Origin of the sequence: Rhodanobacter sp. Col0626 (genome assembly GCF_049994385.1) — a bacterium.
Taxonomy (GTDB): Bacteria; Pseudomonadota; Gammaproteobacteria; order Xanthomonadales; family Rhodanobacteraceae; genus Rhodanobacter.
The window spans coordinates 2353860-2369170 of record NZ_CP188260.1 but is presented as its reverse complement, the minus strand read 5'-3'; the positions used below and the strand labels follow the sequence as shown (position 1 = coordinate 2369170).

Here is a 15311-nt window from a genome sequence, read left to right as displayed (position 1 = left end):
AAGCTCAACCAAGGAGGAGTCATGAACCCATCCATCTTGCGTACCCTGGCTTGCTGCGCGCTGCTGAGTCTTGCCGGTATCGGCACAGTCCAGGCGCAGACGGCTGTTGCGGCCTTGCCCGATTTCACCGGTATCGTGCAGAAGAACGCGCCCGCCGTGGTCCACGTCGAAGCCAAGTACACCGGCGAGAAACAGGCCGCCGGTCGCAGCATGCGCGGCCAGATGATGCCCGGCCAGGACACGCCCGACGACCCGCAGGCCGAGATACTGCGGCGCTTCTTCGGCATGCCGATGATGCCGTCGCCGCAGGAACAAAAACACACTTCGCTAGGTTCGGGTTTCATCATCTCCAGTGACGGCTACATCCTCACCAACAACCATGTGGTCGACCACGCGGACAAGGTGACCGTGCGGTTGCAGGATCGGCGCACGCTGACCGCCAAGGTGATCGGTACCGATCCCACTTACGACATTGCGCTGCTCAAGGTCGACGCCGGCGGCAGCTTGCCGGCGGTGAGCCTCGGCGACTCGCGCAACCTGAAGCCGGGCCAATGGGTGCTGGCGATCGGCTCGCCGTTCGGCTTCGACTACACCGTGACCCAGGGCATCGTCAGCGCGGTGGGACGCAATCTTGGCCAGCGCGATCAACCGTATACCTCCTTCATCCAGACCGATGTGCCGATCAATCGCGGCAATTCGGGTGGTCCGCTGTTCGACCTTCAGGGTCGCGTGGTCGGCGTCAATTCGCAGATCTATTCCAACACCGGCGATTACATGGGCGTGTCGTTCTCGATCCCGATCGACGTGGCGATGAACGCGGTGCAGCAGATCAAGAGCAAGGGTTATGTATCGCGCGGCATGCTCGGCGTGACCGTGCAGCCGGTCGATGACGATATCGTCAAGGCATTCAAGCTCGACAACGGTGCAGGCGCCGCCGTGGTGGACGTGTCCCCCGACAGTGGTGCGGCCAGGGCCGGCGTCCAGGCCGGCGACATCATCCTGTCCTACAACGGGCAAACGCTGCAGCAGGCGTCTGACCTGCCGCCGCTGGTTGGCATGACCAAGTCGGGCACGAAGGTTCCCGTCGAGATCCTGCGCAACGGCAAGAAACAGATGCTCAGCGTCACCATCGGCGAGGCGTCACGCGATCACGATGCGATGAGCAACGGCGGCGGTGCGGCGTCGGCAGGACACAGCGGTTCGGCTGCCCTGGGCATGACCGTGCAACCCCTGGACAACGACACACGCAAGCAGCTTGGCCTCAAACCGGGGCAGGGCGTGGCGATCGGCGACATCACCGGTGCGGTGGCGGCGCAGGCCGGCTTGCAGGCGGGCGACGTGATCCTGATGGTCAACCAGCAAAAGATCGGCAGCGTGGCCGAATTCCAGGCCGCGACCAAAGAAGTGAAGGCCGGTAGCACCGTCCTGTTGCTGGTCCGCCGTGGCGACCAGAGCAATTTTGTCGGGCTTACGGTGCCGGACGATAAATAATCGCCGGATCGGTCACCGTATCAAGGGATCGGCATGGGCAATGCTCCAGATCGGACGTTGCCTATGTCGCATGTCGTGGCGCGGTGGCGGTGGCTGGTTCCATGCGATAATGCCGGGTTAGCATCGCCCAACGGTTGATGCGCCGCCACGCATGGTGCGTGGTGGCAGGACCCAAGCTCGACAGGCCGCCAGCGCTCCATGGAATTGATCCGCAACTTCTCCATCATCGCCCATATCGACCATGGCAAATCGACGCTGGCCGATCGCATCATCCAGCTCTGCGGTGGCCTGGCCGACCGTGAGATGGAGGCGCAGGTGCTGGACACCAATCCGATCGAGCGTGAGCGTGGCATCACGATCAAGGCGCAGTCGGTATCGCTCCCGTACACCGCACGCAACGGCAAAACCTACCAGCTCAATTTCATCGACACGCCCGGCCACGTCGATTTTTCCTACGAGGTCAGCCGCTCGCTGGCTGCCTGCGAAGGCGCGTTGCTGGTGGTGGATGCCGCGCAGGGCGTCGAGGCGCAGTCGGTGGCGAACTGCTACACCGCGGTGGAGATGGGGCTGGAAGTGGTGCCGGTGCTGAACAAGATCGATCTGCCCACCGCCGATATCGAGAAGGTAAAGGGTGAGATCGAGGCGGTGATCGGCATCGACGCCACCGATGCGGTGGCGATCAGTGCCAAGACCGGACTCAACGTGATCGAGGTGCTGGAGGCCATCGTCGCGCGCATCCCGCCGCCGAAGCCGCGCGATACCGACCGGTTGCAGGCGCTGATCATCGACTCCTGGTTCGACAACTATCTGGGTGTGGTGTCGCTGGTGCGCGTGATGCAGGGCGAGATCAAGTCCGGCGACAAGCTGCTGGTGATGTCCACCGGGCGTACCCACGAGGTGGGCGACGTGGGTGTGTTCACGCCCAAGCGCAAGAAGCTGGACAAGCTGGGTGCCGGTGAGGTGGGCTGGATCAACGCATCGATCAAGGACGTGCACGGGGCGCCGGTCGGTGACACGCTGACCCACGCCGGCAAACCTGCCGACAAAGCCTTGCCCGGTTTCCAGCACATGCAGCCGCGGGTGTTCGCCGGGCTGTTCCCGGTGTCGTCCGACGATTACCCCGCGTTGCGCGAGGCGCTCGACAAGCTGCGCCTGAACGACGCCGCGCTGTTCTTCGAGCCGGAATCCTCCGAGGCGATGGGTTTTGGTTTTCGCTGCGGCTTCCTCGGCATGCTGCACATGGAGATCGTGCAGGAGCGGCTGGAGCGCGAGTACGACCTCGACCTGATCACCACCGCGCCGACCGTGGTCTACGAAGTCCTGAAGAGCGATGGCACCACCATGCTGCTGGACAACCCGGCCAAGCTTCCGACGAATTCCAGCCTGGTGCAGGAAATCCGCGAACCGATCATCGTCGCCAACATCCTCACGCCGCCGGACTACATCGGCAACGTGATCACCCTGTGCGAGGAAAAGCGCGGCGTGCAACGTTCGATCCAGTACCTGGCAACCCAGGTGCAGATCAGCTACGAGATGCCGCTGGCCGAGGTGGTGATGGATTTCTTCGACCGCCTCAAGTCGGTCTCGCGCGGTTACGCCTCGATGGATTACCACTTCGACCGTTTCGAAGCCGGCCCGTTCGTGCGCACCGATGTGCTCATCAATGGCGACCGGGTCGACGCGCTGAGCCTGATCATGCACCGCAGCCATGCCGATCGCCGTGGCCGCGAGCTGGTCGAGCGGATGAAGGACCTGATCCCTCGCCAGCAGTTCGACGTGGCCATCCAGGCCGCGGTTGGCGCGCAGATCATCGCGCGTTCCACCGTGAAAGCCTTGCGCAAGAACGTCCTGGCCAAATGCTACGGTGGCGACGTCAGCCGCAAGAAGAAGTTGCTGGAGAAGCAGAAGGAAGGCAAGAAGCGCATGAAGCAGGTAGGTCGGGTCGAAATCCCGCAGGAAGCTTTCCTTGCCGTATTGAGAGTGGACAAATAACCAGGCGGGGAACCGGAAATCGGGGATGGGGAATCGTGGCCAGTCGTTCTACGATTCCCCATCCCCGATTTCCGACTCCCGGCTGCGAAGGAGCAACACATGGAATTTGATTTTTCAGCGATCCTGCTAGCCCTCACCGTGCTGTTCGGTGTGGTGTGGGGTCTGGATCGGCTGTTTCTGTACCGCAAGCGCAAGGCGCGGCTGGATGCGGCTGGCACGGAATACAGCGATCCGGTGCCGGTGGACTGGGCCCGTTCGCTGTTTCCGGTGGTGCTGGTGGTGTTGCTGCTGCGTTCGTTCGTGGCCGAGCCATTCCGGATTCCGTCCGGTTCGATGATGCCGACCCTGGACGTGGGCGATTTCATCCTGGTCAACAAGTTCGCCTACGGTCTGCGTCTGCCGGCGTTCAACAACAAGTTCGTCGATCTCGGCGAACCGAAGCGTGGCGACGTGGTGGTGTTCCGTTTCCCCGGTTACCTGTGCCAGGACGGTGGCAAGGTGGTACGCAGTGGCGACGAGAGCTGCAGCGACATGAATACGCCGGTGCCGCAACAGAACTGGATCAAGCGGGTCATCGGCCTGCCGGGCGATACCGTGGAAGTGCATGGCGCCGAATTGCTGGTCAACGGAAAGCGGGTGACATCGGACGAAGTCGGCCCCTACCTGGGCAATCCGCGGCGCACGGTCGATCAGCTCATGCTGAACATGGGCGCCACGGTCTGGACCGAACACCTGCCGCGCGAAGACGGTAGCGTGGTCAACCACGCCACGGCTCAGATGCCCGCCTACACCATGCCCAACTCGATTCCCAACGACCGCGTACCGTCGAAGGTGCCGCCCGGCTGCTACCTGGTGATGGGCGACAACCGCAACGACAGCCTCGACAGCCGTTGGTGGGGCTGCATGCCGGAACAGAACCTGGCGGGCAAGGCGTTCCTGATCTGGATGAGCTGGAAGGGCATGGGCACCGGTGGCGTGGATTTCTCGCGCATCGGCACCGTGATCCACTGAACAAGGGCGGTCGCCATCCGCCATCGATTGGCCAAAGCGTGACGCGATCGAAATGTGGCGTACACGCGGCGGCCGACAGTGCGAGAATCCGCAGGCATAATCGGCACGCCGGCGGGAACGGGCCAGGCCGTCACACCGGATCATCCACAAGAAAGGCACGCCCACGGGCGGCATAGCGAGGGGACTATGAAATCGAGGCAGACGGGCGTCACCCTGATCGGGTTTCTGATCATCATGGCCATCGTGGGCTTTTTTGCCTACATGGCGATGAAACTGTTTCCGTCCTATTCCGAATACATGGGCGTGGCCAAGGCGATGAACCAGATCGCCACCGAGGGCACCAACGGCAAGTCGCTGGACGAGATCCGCCGCGAACTGATGTTCAAGATGAACTTCCAGTACGTCGACGACGCCACGATCAAGCCGAAGGACATCACCATCCAGCGTAATGCCGGCGGTGCCAGCCAGCTGAATGTGACCTACGACAAGCAGATCCCGTTCATGTACAACATCGACTTCCTGCTGCACTTCGACAAGAGCGTGGCGCTGCAGGGCAACGTGGGCCAGTAACTTTTGGAACTGAATTATCGTTTTCGCGATCCGGCGCTGACCGCACTGGCGCTGACCCACCGCAGCATCGGCAAGCCGAACAACGAGCGGCTGGAATTCCTCGGCGACGCCTTGCTCGGGGCGATCATCGCCGAGATGTTGTACGAGGTTCACCCCAAGGCCAGTGAAGGCGAGTTGTCGCGATTGCGGGCGCAACTGGTCAATGGCCAGGAACTGGCCGTGGTGGCGCGAGAGCTGGATCTGGGCGACGGATTGAAGCTCGGGCCCGGCGAGCTGAAGAGCGGCGGGTTTCGGCGTGATTCGATCCTGGCCGACGCGTTCGAAGCGCTGGTGGCTGCGGTCTATCTGGACGGCGGTTTCGATGCCTGCCGGGAAACCGTGCGCGGGTTGTTCAACGAACGCATCGTGGCGTTGCGCCGATCCTCCAAGGACGCCAAGACGCGGCTGCAGGAGTGGTTGCAGGCCAAGGGCCTGCCGCTGCCGCAGTACGAGCTGGTGGCCAGCCACGGCGAAGACCACGCCAAGACCTTCGACGTCAGCTGCACCATTGGCGAGCCGGTGCCGCTCACCGCCTCGGCGCATGGCGGCAATCGACGTGCCGCCGAGCAGGATGCCGCCGAAAGCGTGCTCAACCAGCTGCTGGAACAGCGGCGCAAACCCTGATTTTTCCCTTTTTGCCGATGCACCGCCGGATCGGCGGAACATGGCGTGGTGGATCCGTCCGCCGCCGCCGCTTCCGGCGAAGCACTACACTTGCCATCTGACCTGCCGAGCATTTCACGCCATGAACCACGAACTGGACCCCGCCGCCGGCACCTTGCCGCATGAGAATTTCCGCTGCGGCATGGTGGCGCTGGCCGGGCGACCCAACGTGGGCAAATCGACCCTGCTCAATGCCTTGATCGGCTTTCGCCTGTCGATCATCAGCCCGCGACCGCAAACCACCCGCCACCGCATCCTGGGCATCAACACCAGCGAAGCCGGGCAGATCATGTACGTCGACACGCCGGGCCTGCATCGCGGCGCCAAGCGGGCGATGAACCGCAGCCTCAACCGCGCCGCGCGCTCGGCGATCAGCGACGTCGATCTGGTGGTCCAGGTCATCGAGGCCGGCCGTTTTACCGACGAGGACGAGGCGCTGTACGCCGCCTTGATCGAGCAATCGTCGCCGCGCCTGCTGGTGATCAACAAGGTCGACCTGAACAAGGACAAGACCGTGATGTTGCCGTTTGTGGCCGAGCTGGTGGCCAAGCACACGTACGACGAGATTCACTACGTCAGTGCGTTGAAGGAGCAGGGCCTGAAAGAGCTGGAGCAAGCGATTCTCCAGCGCCTGCCGGTGCAGCCGCCGGTGTTTGGCGAGGACGAGGTCACCGATCGCAGCGAGCGTTTCCTGGCGGCCGAAATGGTGCGTGAGCAGCTGATGCTGCGGCTCGACCAGGAACTGCCTTACGCCACCACGGTCGAGATCGAGCAATTCAACGACCGCCCCGACGGCATCGCCGAGATCCACGCGATCATCTGGGTCGAGCGCGCCGGCCAGAAGGCTATCGTGATCGGCAACGGCGGCGCCCAGCTGAAGGCGATCGGCACCAGCGCACGGCGCCACATGGAACGCATGTTCGAGCGCAAGGTGTTCCTGAAGCTGTGGGTCAAGGTGCGCGAAGGCTGGGTCGACGACGAGAACATGCTGAAGAAGTTCGGCTATACGGATTGAGGGCGGGAACGAGGAACAGGGAGCAGAAACGATAAGCTGCGATGTTCCCCGTCTCATGTTCCGGTGACCCATGCGCATCGAACAGCAACCCAGCTACGTCTTGCACGCGCGGCCTTATCGCGAGACGTCGTTGTTGCTGGAATGCCTGACCCGCGAACATGGCCGGTTGGGCGTGGTGGCGCGTGGGGTGCGCGGTGAGAAGGCACGCCTGCGGCGCGCACAGCTGGAGCCTTTCCAGCCATTGACGATGGATCTGCTGCTGCGCGGCGAGATGGCCACGCTGACCGCGGTCGAGACGATGGGTACATCGACGCGGCTGCCTGGCGACGCCGGACTTGCCGGTTTGTACCTCAACGAATTGGTGGTGCGCCTTACCGGCAGGCAGGATCCCTATCCGTCGCTGTTCGACGCTTACGCGCGAACGCTGGCAAGGCTGGCAGCGGGGGAATCGCTGGCCTGGAGCCTGCGCCGTTTCGAACGTGACCTGCTGGGCACCATCGGCTATGGCCTGCAACTGCAGCATGACTCCGATACCGGCGAAGCGATCGAGCCGGATGCGACTTACCGCTATATGGTCGAGCAGGGCGCCGTGCGCTGCGCCGCCCATGGCCCGCAGGTGCTGCGCGGCCGCGACCTGCTGGCACTCGAGCGCGACGAGATGCCCGACGCTCCCGGCCTGAAGGCCCTGCGTGACCTGATACGCGAGGTCATCCGTTTCCATCTTGGCGGGGGCGAACTGCGCGCCTGGCGAGTGTTGGCAATGGCGGTGTCGCGTCGCCCCGGTTCCTAACGGTCGAGCGCCTGCAAGGTCGTCAGCAATGCCTTGCGGAATCGTGCCACCGCGATCGGCGTCACGTCGTGTTGCAGCAGTTGTTGCTGCAGCAGGATCGTCTGGGCCGACAATGTCGTGGCGCCGCAGAAGCCACACGCCGAGCGCAGCCGGTGCAGGCGTTCACTGAAGTCGGTCGGATCGCGGCTCAAGGCGTCCAGCTCCTGATGGAGGATGGCCAGTTCCTCGCGCAACAACAATCGCAATGCCCGCATGGTGGTGGTGTCGCCAGTGGTGATCATCGCGGAGCGATCGTCCAGCACGCAGGCGTCGTGGCGATCCGGTTGCGCCAGCGTCAGCACGCGCTGAAGGTCGGCCAGGCCGCACGGCTTGATCAGGATTTCGCTGAAACCGGCATCGACCAGCCGCTGGCGGTCGCCCGGCTCCAGTTCGGCCGTGGTGGCCACGGCAATGCTGTCGATCGCGCGCGTCGGCGTCGCCTCGCGCAACAAGGTGAGAATCCTCAGTGCGCCGGCGCCCGGCATGCGGCAATCCAGCAATAGCAGGTCGAAAGTGCCGGCGTGTAAACGTTCCAGGGCGATCAGGCCATCCGCACAACCCTGCGCGTCGGCGCCCAGCGAGCGCAGTCCGTCACAGAGGAATTGGCGGCTCGCCGGGTCGTCATCCGCCACCAGTACGCGGGGATTGGGGCTGTCGGCGGGGGCGAAATCAGGTTGTGCGGGCAGGCTGGTCATAACGAAATCCGTGTCGTTCAGCGTAATTTGGCAGAATGGCGCGACATGCGTCCGACATCAAGCCATCTTTTGCTGTGTTGTTGCCTCCTGCTGGGGATCGGCTGGGCATTGCCCGTGCGCGCCGATGTGCTGCTGACGGCGAAGTCGATCGCGATGCCCGGCGTTCGACTGCAGAAGGTCACCGCACGGTTCGGCGAGGACGCCGGTGGCGGGTTGCACGTGCAATTGCGTGCCGCCCAGTCGGACGTGGCGGCGATGGGCTGGCGGCGGCTGGGCCTGACCGTCGATGGGAACCTGCAGCGCGACGATCAGCTGCGTTGGATCCTCGACGGGGACGTGCGCCTTGCCGGTGCACCCGGTGGCGCGCTCAGTGATGCCCACGTCAACATCGTGCTGAGCGAATCGGCCAATACGCTGCTGGTCGATATCCTGCAGGGCAACACGCATGTGACCACGGCGCTGCCGCTGGATCAGCCCACGCATGCGCAGATCAAGCTGGACAACCTCCCCGCCGGCTGGCTGCAGGGCCTGCTCGGTACGGTGTGGTCCGGCCGTCCCACTGGCGGCAAGCTCGATGCCGAGCTGGCGCTGGACCTGCGCGATTCCGGCCTGCAATCCTCCGGTCAATTCGCCCTGACCGACGTGGGTTTCGACACGCCGACCGGCACGCTGGCGGGGCAGGGACTGAACGGCACCGGCCGGTTCACGGTCGACACCACCGCCGGCCCAACCCGCGCGGACCTGGACACCAGCCTGCGCGGTGGCGAACTGTTGCTGGGCTCGCTGTACGCCACCTTGCCGAACCATCCGGTGCAACTGGGCCTGCATGCCAATGTGCAGAACGGCGCGTTCGACCTCAGCCGATTGCGCGTGAACGATGCCGATGCCCTGCAACTCGATGGAGCCGTGGGGTTCGATGCCAAGGGTGAGTTGAAGACGCTGAAACTGGATCGCCTGCACGCCAGTTTTCCGGCCGCCTACCAGCGCTACGGCAAAGCCTGGCTGAGCACGCTTGGTCTGCGTGACATGCGCATTGCCGGCCAGCTGAACGGCAGTCTGGATCTGCGCGCCGACGGTCCGCACGGCTTCGCCTTCTCCACCGATGGGCTGGATCTTGCCGATGCGGACGGCCAGCTGGCGATCGACGGCCTGCATGGCGGACTGGACTGGGCGATCGACGGGGATCGCCCGGCCACCACTCTCGGCTGGCGCCGCCTGCAGCTCTACCGCATCCCCAACGGAGCCGCACAGGCACCGTGGCAAAGTCACAACGGCACGCTCAGCCTGCAACAACCGCTGCAGGTGCCGGTGCTGAAAGGCCAGCTGCGCATCGGTGAATTGAGCTGGCGCCCGGCCGCGACGAAAGGCCAGCGGCTGCAGACTTCGCTGGCGCTGACCGGCGTCGACATGACCGCTTTCAGCCAGGCGATGGGCTGGCCAGCGTTCCCTGGCACGCTGGGTGGTGCGATCCCCTCGCTGCGATGGGCGGACGACCGTTTCGAATTGCAGGGCGGCCTGTCGGCAAACCTGTTTGGCGGCTTCGTCGACATCACGCAGCTCTCGTTGCAGCAGCCGTTCGGGGCAAACCCGGTATTGAATGGCGACATCGCCCTCAAGCAGCTCGATCTGGCGGCGATCACCAGCGTGTTCGATTTCGGCAGCATCACCGGACGGCTGGACGGTTCGATCGACGCCCTGCGATTGGTCGACTGGAGTCCGGTGGCATTCAAGGCCAGCCTGCTCGCCGGCAGCGGCGGACGGATCAGTCAGCGCGCGGTGAACAACCTCACCACGGTGGGTGGTGGCGGCATCGCCGCCGGCCTGCAGGGTGCGGTGCTGAAACTGTTCAAGACGTTCGGTTACAAAAGAATCGGGCTCAACTGCACATTGCAGGGCACGGTCTGTCAGATGAGTGGTCTGGAATCGGGCGACGACGGCTACACTATCGTCGAAGGCAGCGGTTTGCCCCGTCTGCAGGTGATTGGCCACCAGACCCGGGTCGACTGGCCGACTTTGGTAAGGCGCCTGCATGATGCCGTCAATGGGGCAGCCCCCGAAGTCCGCTGACCAGGTGCGCACTGCGTACTTTTCCTAATCGTGTAACCACCGCTGGAGTCCGTCATGCGCAAGCTCGTCTACGTCATCCTGACCGCACTGGCCGTGACGTTGGTCGGCTGCGTCACCATCAACGTGTACTTTCCCGAAGCGGCGGCGCAGAAAGCGGCTGACCAATTCATCGGCAACGTACTGGATGAAGCCGGTCCCACCGCGGCACCGGCGCCAAAGCAGCAGAAACCGGCGCCCCAGAGCGACGGCCAGCAGCCCTCGGCGATGCTGCTCGATCTGCTGATTCCAGCGGCCTACGCCGCCGACACGCCGGACATCCGCATCCAGACCAGCGCCACCGAAGCGATTCGCGGACGCATGCACGATCGTTTCCGGGGCAGCCTGGGTGATTTGTTGAGCAGCGGGGCTGTCGGCTTTACCCGTGATGGCATGGTCGCCATGCGCGACGCCGCCAAGGTGCCGCTGAGCCAGCGTGCACAGGCCACCGCTACCGTGGCGGACGAAAATCGCGACCGCGCCCTGTTGTATCGCGAAATCGCCAACGCCAACGGCCATCCTGACTGGGAGTCGCAAATTCGCGCCACCTTCGCCAAGGGCTGGATCGAACGGGCGCGTGCCGGCTGGTATTACCAGGACGCTGCCGGCGCCTGGCAGAAGAAATAAGTCTGCGGGAACGCCCCCGCGCATGCCGTTCCTGTGGGAGCGGCTTCAGCCGCGACGCTTCCCCGACCGAATGCGAGAAAGGCATCGCGACTGAAGTCGCTCCCACAAGGGTTACGCCAGGGGGGCAGGCGCGGGCGTCATCTGGCCCGATCTGTGATAATTGGCGGCCAGTCTTTTCATCTGCGCGCCATGTCCCGATCCAACTCCGTTTCGCCAACCCCGTTCGAAGCCCACATCACCGCCCTCGGCCATGACGGTCGCGGCGTGGCCCGCATCGATGGCAAGACGGTATTCGTCAGCGGTGCGTTGCTGGGCGAGCAGGTGATGGCGCGCTTGCGCAAACGCCATCGTCACTTCGACGAGGCCGAGGTGGTCGAGCTGGTCACCCGCTCGCCAAACCGGGTGGAACCACACTGCCAGCATTTCGCGCAGTGCAGCGGCTGTTCCATGCAGCATCTGGACGCCGCTTCGCAGATCGCCACCAAGCAGCAGGTTCTGGCGGAGAACTTCGAGCGCATCGGCAAGGTTGCGCCGCAGGCATGGTTGCCGCCGCTCACCGCCGAGCCGTGGGGCTATCGCCGCAAGGGTCGCCTGTCGGTGCGCAACGTGATGAAGAAGGGGCGCGTGCTGGTGGGTTTTCGCGAGGAGCAGAACCCGCGTTTCGTCACCGACATCCAGCGTTGCGAGGTGATGCATCCGGCGCTGGGTCCCAAGGTCGGCTTGCTGGCCGATCTGATCAGTGGCATGGACGCGGTCGATACGATCCCGCAGATCGAATTCGCCGCCGGTGACGACCTGATGTCGCTGGTGTTCCGCCACATGCAGCCGCTGAGTGAACGCGACCTGGCGACATTGACCGCTTTCGGTCAGCAGCACGCATTGGCGATCTACCTGCAGCCGGGTGGCACCAGCAGCGTGCATCCGTTGTGGCCGGAAAATCCGCGACTGGCGTTCCGCATCGGCAGTGGCGATGCAGGCATCGCCGATGTCGAACTGGAGTTCCAGCCGCTGGATTTCGTGCAGGTCAACGCCGGCATGAACCAGCTGATGATGGCGCGGACGCTGGAATTGCTCGACCCGCAACCCACCGATCGCGTGCTGGACCTGTTCTGCGGACTCGGCAATTTCACCTTGCCGATCGCCCGCCGCGTCGCCGAGGTCGTGGGTGTGGAAGGCGAGCATGGCCTGGTCGAGCGCGCCGCGCAGAATGCGGCGCGCAACGGCATCGACAACGCGCGCTTCCACGTGGCCAACCTGTTCGAGGATCAGCGCGGCACCGACTGGGCGCGCGAGCCATGGGACAAGATGCTGCTCGATCCGCCGCGCGCCGGCGCCGACAAAGTGCTGGAATACCTGCCGCACAAGCGGACGCGGCGCATCGTGTACGTTTCATGCCATCCGGCCTCATTGGCGCGCGACGCTGGCATCCTGGTCAACCAGCATGGCTTCACATTGAAATCCGCCGGCGTGATGGACATGTTCCCGCACACCGCGCATGTCGAATCGATCGCGTTGTTCGACAGGTAACCATGGGCATCGAGATCGAACGCAAATTCCTGTTGACCAGCGACGATTGGCGTGCGGCGATCGAGCGCAGCGAACCGATCGCACAAGGCTATCTGGTCGGTGCGCCGGCCTTGCGCGCTGGCCACGCGCGCGCTTCGGTGCGTGCACGGCTGACGGGCAAGCAGGCGTGGCTCAACATCAAGGCTGCTACGCCGGGTATCGCGCGGACCGAATTCGACTATTCGATACCGGTGGACGACGCCAGGACCTTGTTGGCCACGTTGTGCGATGGCGTGCTGGAGAAAACCCGTCACCACGTGCGTATCGACGGCGTAGTGTTCGAGATCGATGAATTCGAGGGTGACAATCACGGACTGATCGTCGCCGAGGTCGAGCTGCCGGCGATCGACGCGCCGTTTCCGCGGCCGTCCTGGCTCGGACGCGAAGTAAGTGCGCTGACGCGCTACTACAACGTCAACCTGATCGCGCATCCGTACCGGCAATGGTCGCCGGCGGAGCGCGCTGCCCAGGATGCCGCATGTTGATGATCGGGGTGGCCGCGCTGGAACTGGCCGAACATGAAAAGCACTGGCTCACCGCGCCCGGTGTCGCCGGTGTACTGCTGTTTGCGCGCAACTATCAGTCACGCGATCAGTTGATCGCGCTATGCGACGCGATCCGCGAGGTTGGCGGCGACCAGCTGCTGATTGCGGTCGACCAGGAAGGCGGTCCGGTGCAGCGCTTCCGCGACGGCTTCACCCGATTGCCGCCGCTGGCCTCGATCGGTTCCATTTACGACCGTAATCCCGGCGAAGCGGTACGCCTGGCCGAAGAACACGCCTGGGTGATGGCCAGCGAGCTGCGCGCCAGCGGTGTCGATTTCAGTTTCGCGCCGGTGGTGGATCTCGCCCGCGGCAATGCCGCGATCGGCCTGCGCGCGTTCCATGCCGATCCGTCGGCAACCGCCGAGCTGGCGCAGGCCTACGTGCGCGGCATGCATCTGGGTGGCATGGCGGCGGTGCTCAAACATTTTCCGGGACACGGTTCGGTAGCTGCCGATACGCACAAGGCGCAGGCGATCGATCCGCGCAGCCTCGACGAGATCCGCCGCGACGACCTGCTGCCTTTCGCCGAGTGCATCGATGCGCGCGTCGAAGCGGTGATGATGGCGCACGTGGTTTATCCCGCCGTGGACGGGCATCCGGCCGGTTATTCGAACGTGTGGATCGAGCGGATCCTGCGCGGCGAACTGGGCTTTGCCGGCGCGGTGATCAGCGATGACATCAGCATGGCCGCCGCGGGTGCCGCCGGCAGCGTCGGCGAGCGCGTGCGCGCGCACCTGGCTGCGGGATGCGATCTGGTGCTGGCCTGTTTCCCCGAGGTGGTGGAGGAAGCGATCGCGGCGATGCAGGGCGGGGCGATCGAGCCCTCACCGCGACTGGCAGCCCTGCGCGGCGCCCTCGGCGCCAGCTGGGACGGCCTCACCAACAATCCGCAGCGCGATCGTTTCGTCGCGCGCATCACGGCGTTGCACGCCGACCAAGGAGCCGCATGAATACTTCGATCCCGCCGCTGGCCGATGCACTGGCGCAGGCCGACCTGCTGTTCGATCGCGGCACCCTGGAAACCGTGATCGTCGAGATGGGCCGGCAGATCGACACCGCGCTCGACGGCGAGCGCGCGGTCTTCCTCACCGTGATGAACGGTGCGCTGATCTTCGCCGGCCAGCTGGCGCTGGCGATTCGCACCGATCTGGAATTCGACTACGTGCACGCGACGCGCTATCGCGGCGCCACCTCCGGCAGCGACCTGCACTGGCTGCGCGAGCCGATGGTGCCGCTGGCCGGGCGCGTGGTGCTGCTGGTCGACGACATCCTCGACGAAGGCCACACGCTGAAGGCGGTCCGCGAGGATTGCCACGCACGCGGCGCGAAAAAAGTGCTGATCGCCAGCCTGTGCACCAAGCAGCACGACCGCCTGGTCGAAGGCATCGCATCCGATTTCAACGGCGTCGAGCTGCCGGACCGCTATGTGTTCGGCTACGGCATGGACTACCACGAGCAGGGCCGGAATCTTCCGGGTATCTACGCGCTGAAGTGACGCCTGCCGGCGACACGGGACCAGGGAACCGGATAGCGCATGACATCTGCTCGTGCGAACAGTACAGGAGCATCGCGCGTGAACATCCTCGGCATCTCCGGCAGCCTGCGTGCCGCCTCCTTCAACACCGCGCTGTTGCATGCCGCGCAGGAGCTGGCGCCTGCCGGCATGTCCATCACCATCCATCGACTGCATGACCTGCCGTTGTTCAACCAGGACGTGGAGGAGCAGGGCGACCCCGAGTCCGTCGTCGTCCTGAAGCAGGCGATCGATCAGGCCGATGGCGTGTTGCTGGCCTGCCCGGAGTACAACGGCGGCATTACCGGCGTGCTCAAGAACGCCATCGACTGGGTCTCGCGTCCGGGACGGGATCGCAAGACGGCAGCGCTCGCAGGCAAGCTGGTCTGTATTGCCGGTGCCAGTCCCGGCATCACCGGTACCGTGCGTGCGCAGGACCAGTTGCGCCTGATCCTGCGCCGCGCCGGTGCGCAGACGGAGCCGCAGGGCGAAGTGCTGGTGTTCCAGGCGCATACCAAGATCGTCGATGGCCAGCTCACCGACGAGCGCACGCGTGACGCACTGGCCCGCCATCTGCAAGGCTATGCCACCCGGCTCGCCGCCCTGCGCGGTTGAGTGAAGTTTCCCCGAATCCACGAACCATCGAGAACAG

The 15311-nt window shown here is 64.5% G+C and carries 15 protein-coding genes; 14 read left to right on the top strand and 1 reads right to left on the bottom strand.

Annotated elements, in window-relative coordinates:
- Positions 1-21 precede the first annotated feature (21 nt).
- The 7 genes from ACPPVV_RS10065 to recO all read left to right on the top strand — a co-directional run bounded on the left by ACPPVV_RS10065 (position 22) and on the right by recO (position 7571).
- Positions 22-1491 carry a Do family serine endopeptidase gene (locus ACPPVV_RS10065; RefSeq protein WP_426699768.1) on the top strand — a complete coding sequence of 490 codons (1470 nt, stop codon included), beginning with the start codon at positions 22-24 and terminating at the stop codon, positions 1489-1491.
- Between the two features lie 198 nt (positions 1492-1689).
- Positions 1690-3483 carry a translation elongation factor 4 gene (lepA, locus tag ACPPVV_RS10060; protein WP_426699767.1) on the top strand — a complete coding sequence of 598 codons (1794 nt, stop codon included), beginning with the start codon at positions 1690-1692 and terminating at the stop codon, positions 3481-3483.
- A 99-nt stretch (positions 3484-3582) separates the two neighbouring features.
- Positions 3583-4494 (top strand): signal peptidase I, encoded by a 912-nt coding sequence (gene lepB / locus ACPPVV_RS10055; RefSeq protein ID WP_426699766.1) that lies wholly within the window; start codon positions 3583-3585, stop codon positions 4492-4494.
- 186 nt (positions 4495-4680) lie between these two features.
- Positions 4681-5064 carry a DUF4845 domain-containing protein gene (locus ACPPVV_RS10050; RefSeq protein WP_426699765.1) on the top strand — a complete coding sequence of 128 codons (384 nt, stop codon included), beginning with the start codon at positions 4681-4683 and terminating at the stop codon, positions 5062-5064.
- 3 nt (positions 5065-5067) lie between these two features.
- Entirely contained in the window at positions 5068-5727 is a 660-nt protein-coding gene (gene rnc, locus ACPPVV_RS10045) for a ribonuclease III (protein WP_426699764.1), read from the top strand.
- Positions 5728-5848: 121 nt separating this feature from the next.
- Positions 5849-6781, top strand: a complete 933-nt coding sequence (gene era / locus ACPPVV_RS10040) for a GTPase Era (protein WP_426699763.1) — start codon at positions 5849-5851, stop codon at positions 6779-6781.
- 70 nt (positions 6782-6851) lie between these two features.
- Positions 6852-7571: a DNA repair protein RecO gene (recO, locus tag ACPPVV_RS10035; RefSeq protein ID WP_426699762.1), complete on the top strand. Its 720-nt coding sequence runs from the start codon at positions 6852-6854 to the stop codon at positions 7569-7571.
- Here recO and ACPPVV_RS10030 read toward each other — a convergent pair.
- On the bottom strand, positions 7568-8305 hold the full coding sequence (locus tag ACPPVV_RS10030) for a response regulator (protein ID WP_426699761.1): 738 nt from the start codon (positions 8303-8305) through the stop codon (positions 7568-7570). The genes recO and ACPPVV_RS10030 overlap by 4 nt on opposite strands.
- Positions 8306-8350: 45 nt before the next feature.
- On the opposite strand from ACPPVV_RS10030, the gene ACPPVV_RS10025 reads away from it, so the two are divergent.
- From ACPPVV_RS10025 to ACPPVV_RS09995, 7 genes are all read left to right on the top strand, one after another.
- Positions 8351-10372 carry a hypothetical protein gene (locus ACPPVV_RS10025; RefSeq protein WP_426699760.1) on the top strand — a complete coding sequence of 674 codons (2022 nt, stop codon included), beginning with the start codon at positions 8351-8353 and terminating at the stop codon, positions 10370-10372.
- A 54-nt stretch (positions 10373-10426) separates the two neighbouring features.
- Entirely contained in the window at positions 10427-11035 is a 609-nt protein-coding gene (locus ACPPVV_RS10020) for a YdbL family protein (RefSeq protein ID WP_426699759.1), read from the top strand.
- Positions 11036-11224: 189 nt separating this feature from the next.
- Positions 11225-12562 (top strand): 23S rRNA (uracil(1939)-C(5))-methyltransferase RlmD, encoded by a 1338-nt coding sequence (gene rlmD / locus ACPPVV_RS10015; protein ID WP_426699758.1) that lies wholly within the window; start codon positions 11225-11227, stop codon positions 12560-12562.
- 2 nt (positions 12563-12564) lie between these two features.
- Complete coding sequence (locus ACPPVV_RS10010; protein WP_426699757.1) at positions 12565-13086, top strand: CYTH domain-containing protein; 522 nt, start codon at positions 12565-12567, stop codon at positions 13084-13086.
- Positions 13080-14096, top strand: a complete 1017-nt coding sequence (nagZ, locus tag ACPPVV_RS10005) for a beta-N-acetylhexosaminidase (protein ID WP_426699756.1) — start codon at positions 13080-13082, stop codon at positions 14094-14096. The genes ACPPVV_RS10010 and nagZ overlap by 7 nt, the downstream gene beginning before the upstream one ends.
- Positions 14093-14641, top strand: a complete 549-nt coding sequence (locus ACPPVV_RS10000) for a hypoxanthine-guanine phosphoribosyltransferase (protein WP_426699755.1) — start codon at positions 14093-14095, stop codon at positions 14639-14641. Before nagZ ends, ACPPVV_RS10000 begins: the two co-directional genes overlap by 4 nt.
- A gap of 78 nt (positions 14642-14719) precedes the next feature.
- Positions 14720-15274 carry an NADPH-dependent FMN reductase gene (locus ACPPVV_RS09995; RefSeq protein ID WP_426699754.1) on the top strand — a complete coding sequence of 185 codons (555 nt, stop codon included), beginning with the start codon at positions 14720-14722 and terminating at the stop codon, positions 15272-15274.
- Positions 15275-15311: the final 37 nt, after the last annotated feature.

Coding starts and splice junctions, on each gene's coding strand:
- ACPPVV_RS10065 (WP_426699768.1), top strand. CDS start 22: ATGAACCCATCCATCTTGCGTACCCTGGCTTGCTGCGCGCTGCTGAGT.
- lepA (WP_426699767.1), top strand. CDS start 1,690: ATGGAATTGATCCGCAACTTCTCCATCATCGCCCATATCGACCATGGC.
- lepB (WP_426699766.1), top strand. CDS start 3,583: ATGGAATTTGATTTTTCAGCGATCCTGCTAGCCCTCACCGTGCTGTTC.
- ACPPVV_RS10050 (WP_426699765.1), top strand. CDS start 4,681: ATGAAATCGAGGCAGACGGGCGTCACCCTGATCGGGTTTCTGATCATC.
- era (WP_426699763.1), top strand. CDS start 5,849: ATGAACCACGAACTGGACCCCGCCGCCGGCACCTTGCCGCATGAGAAT.
- recO (WP_426699762.1), top strand. CDS start 6,852: ATGCGCATCGAACAGCAACCCAGCTACGTCTTGCACGCGCGGCCTTAT.
- ACPPVV_RS10030 (WP_426699761.1), bottom strand. CDS start 8,305: ATGACCAGCCTGCCCGCACAACCTGATTTCGCCCCCGCCGACAGCCCC.
- ACPPVV_RS10025 (WP_426699760.1), top strand. CDS start 8,351: ATGCGTCCGACATCAAGCCATCTTTTGCTGTGTTGTTGCCTCCTGCTG.
- ACPPVV_RS10020 (WP_426699759.1), top strand. CDS start 10,427: ATGCGCAAGCTCGTCTACGTCATCCTGACCGCACTGGCCGTGACGTTG.
- rlmD (WP_426699758.1), top strand. CDS start 11,225: ATGTCCCGATCCAACTCCGTTTCGCCAACCCCGTTCGAAGCCCACATC.
- ACPPVV_RS10010 (WP_426699757.1), top strand. CDS start 12,565: ATGGGCATCGAGATCGAACGCAAATTCCTGTTGACCAGCGACGATTGG.
- nagZ (WP_426699756.1), top strand. CDS start 13,080: ATGTTGATGATCGGGGTGGCCGCGCTGGAACTGGCCGAACATGAAAAG.
- ACPPVV_RS10000 (WP_426699755.1), top strand. CDS start 14,093: ATGAATACTTCGATCCCGCCGCTGGCCGATGCACTGGCGCAGGCCGAC.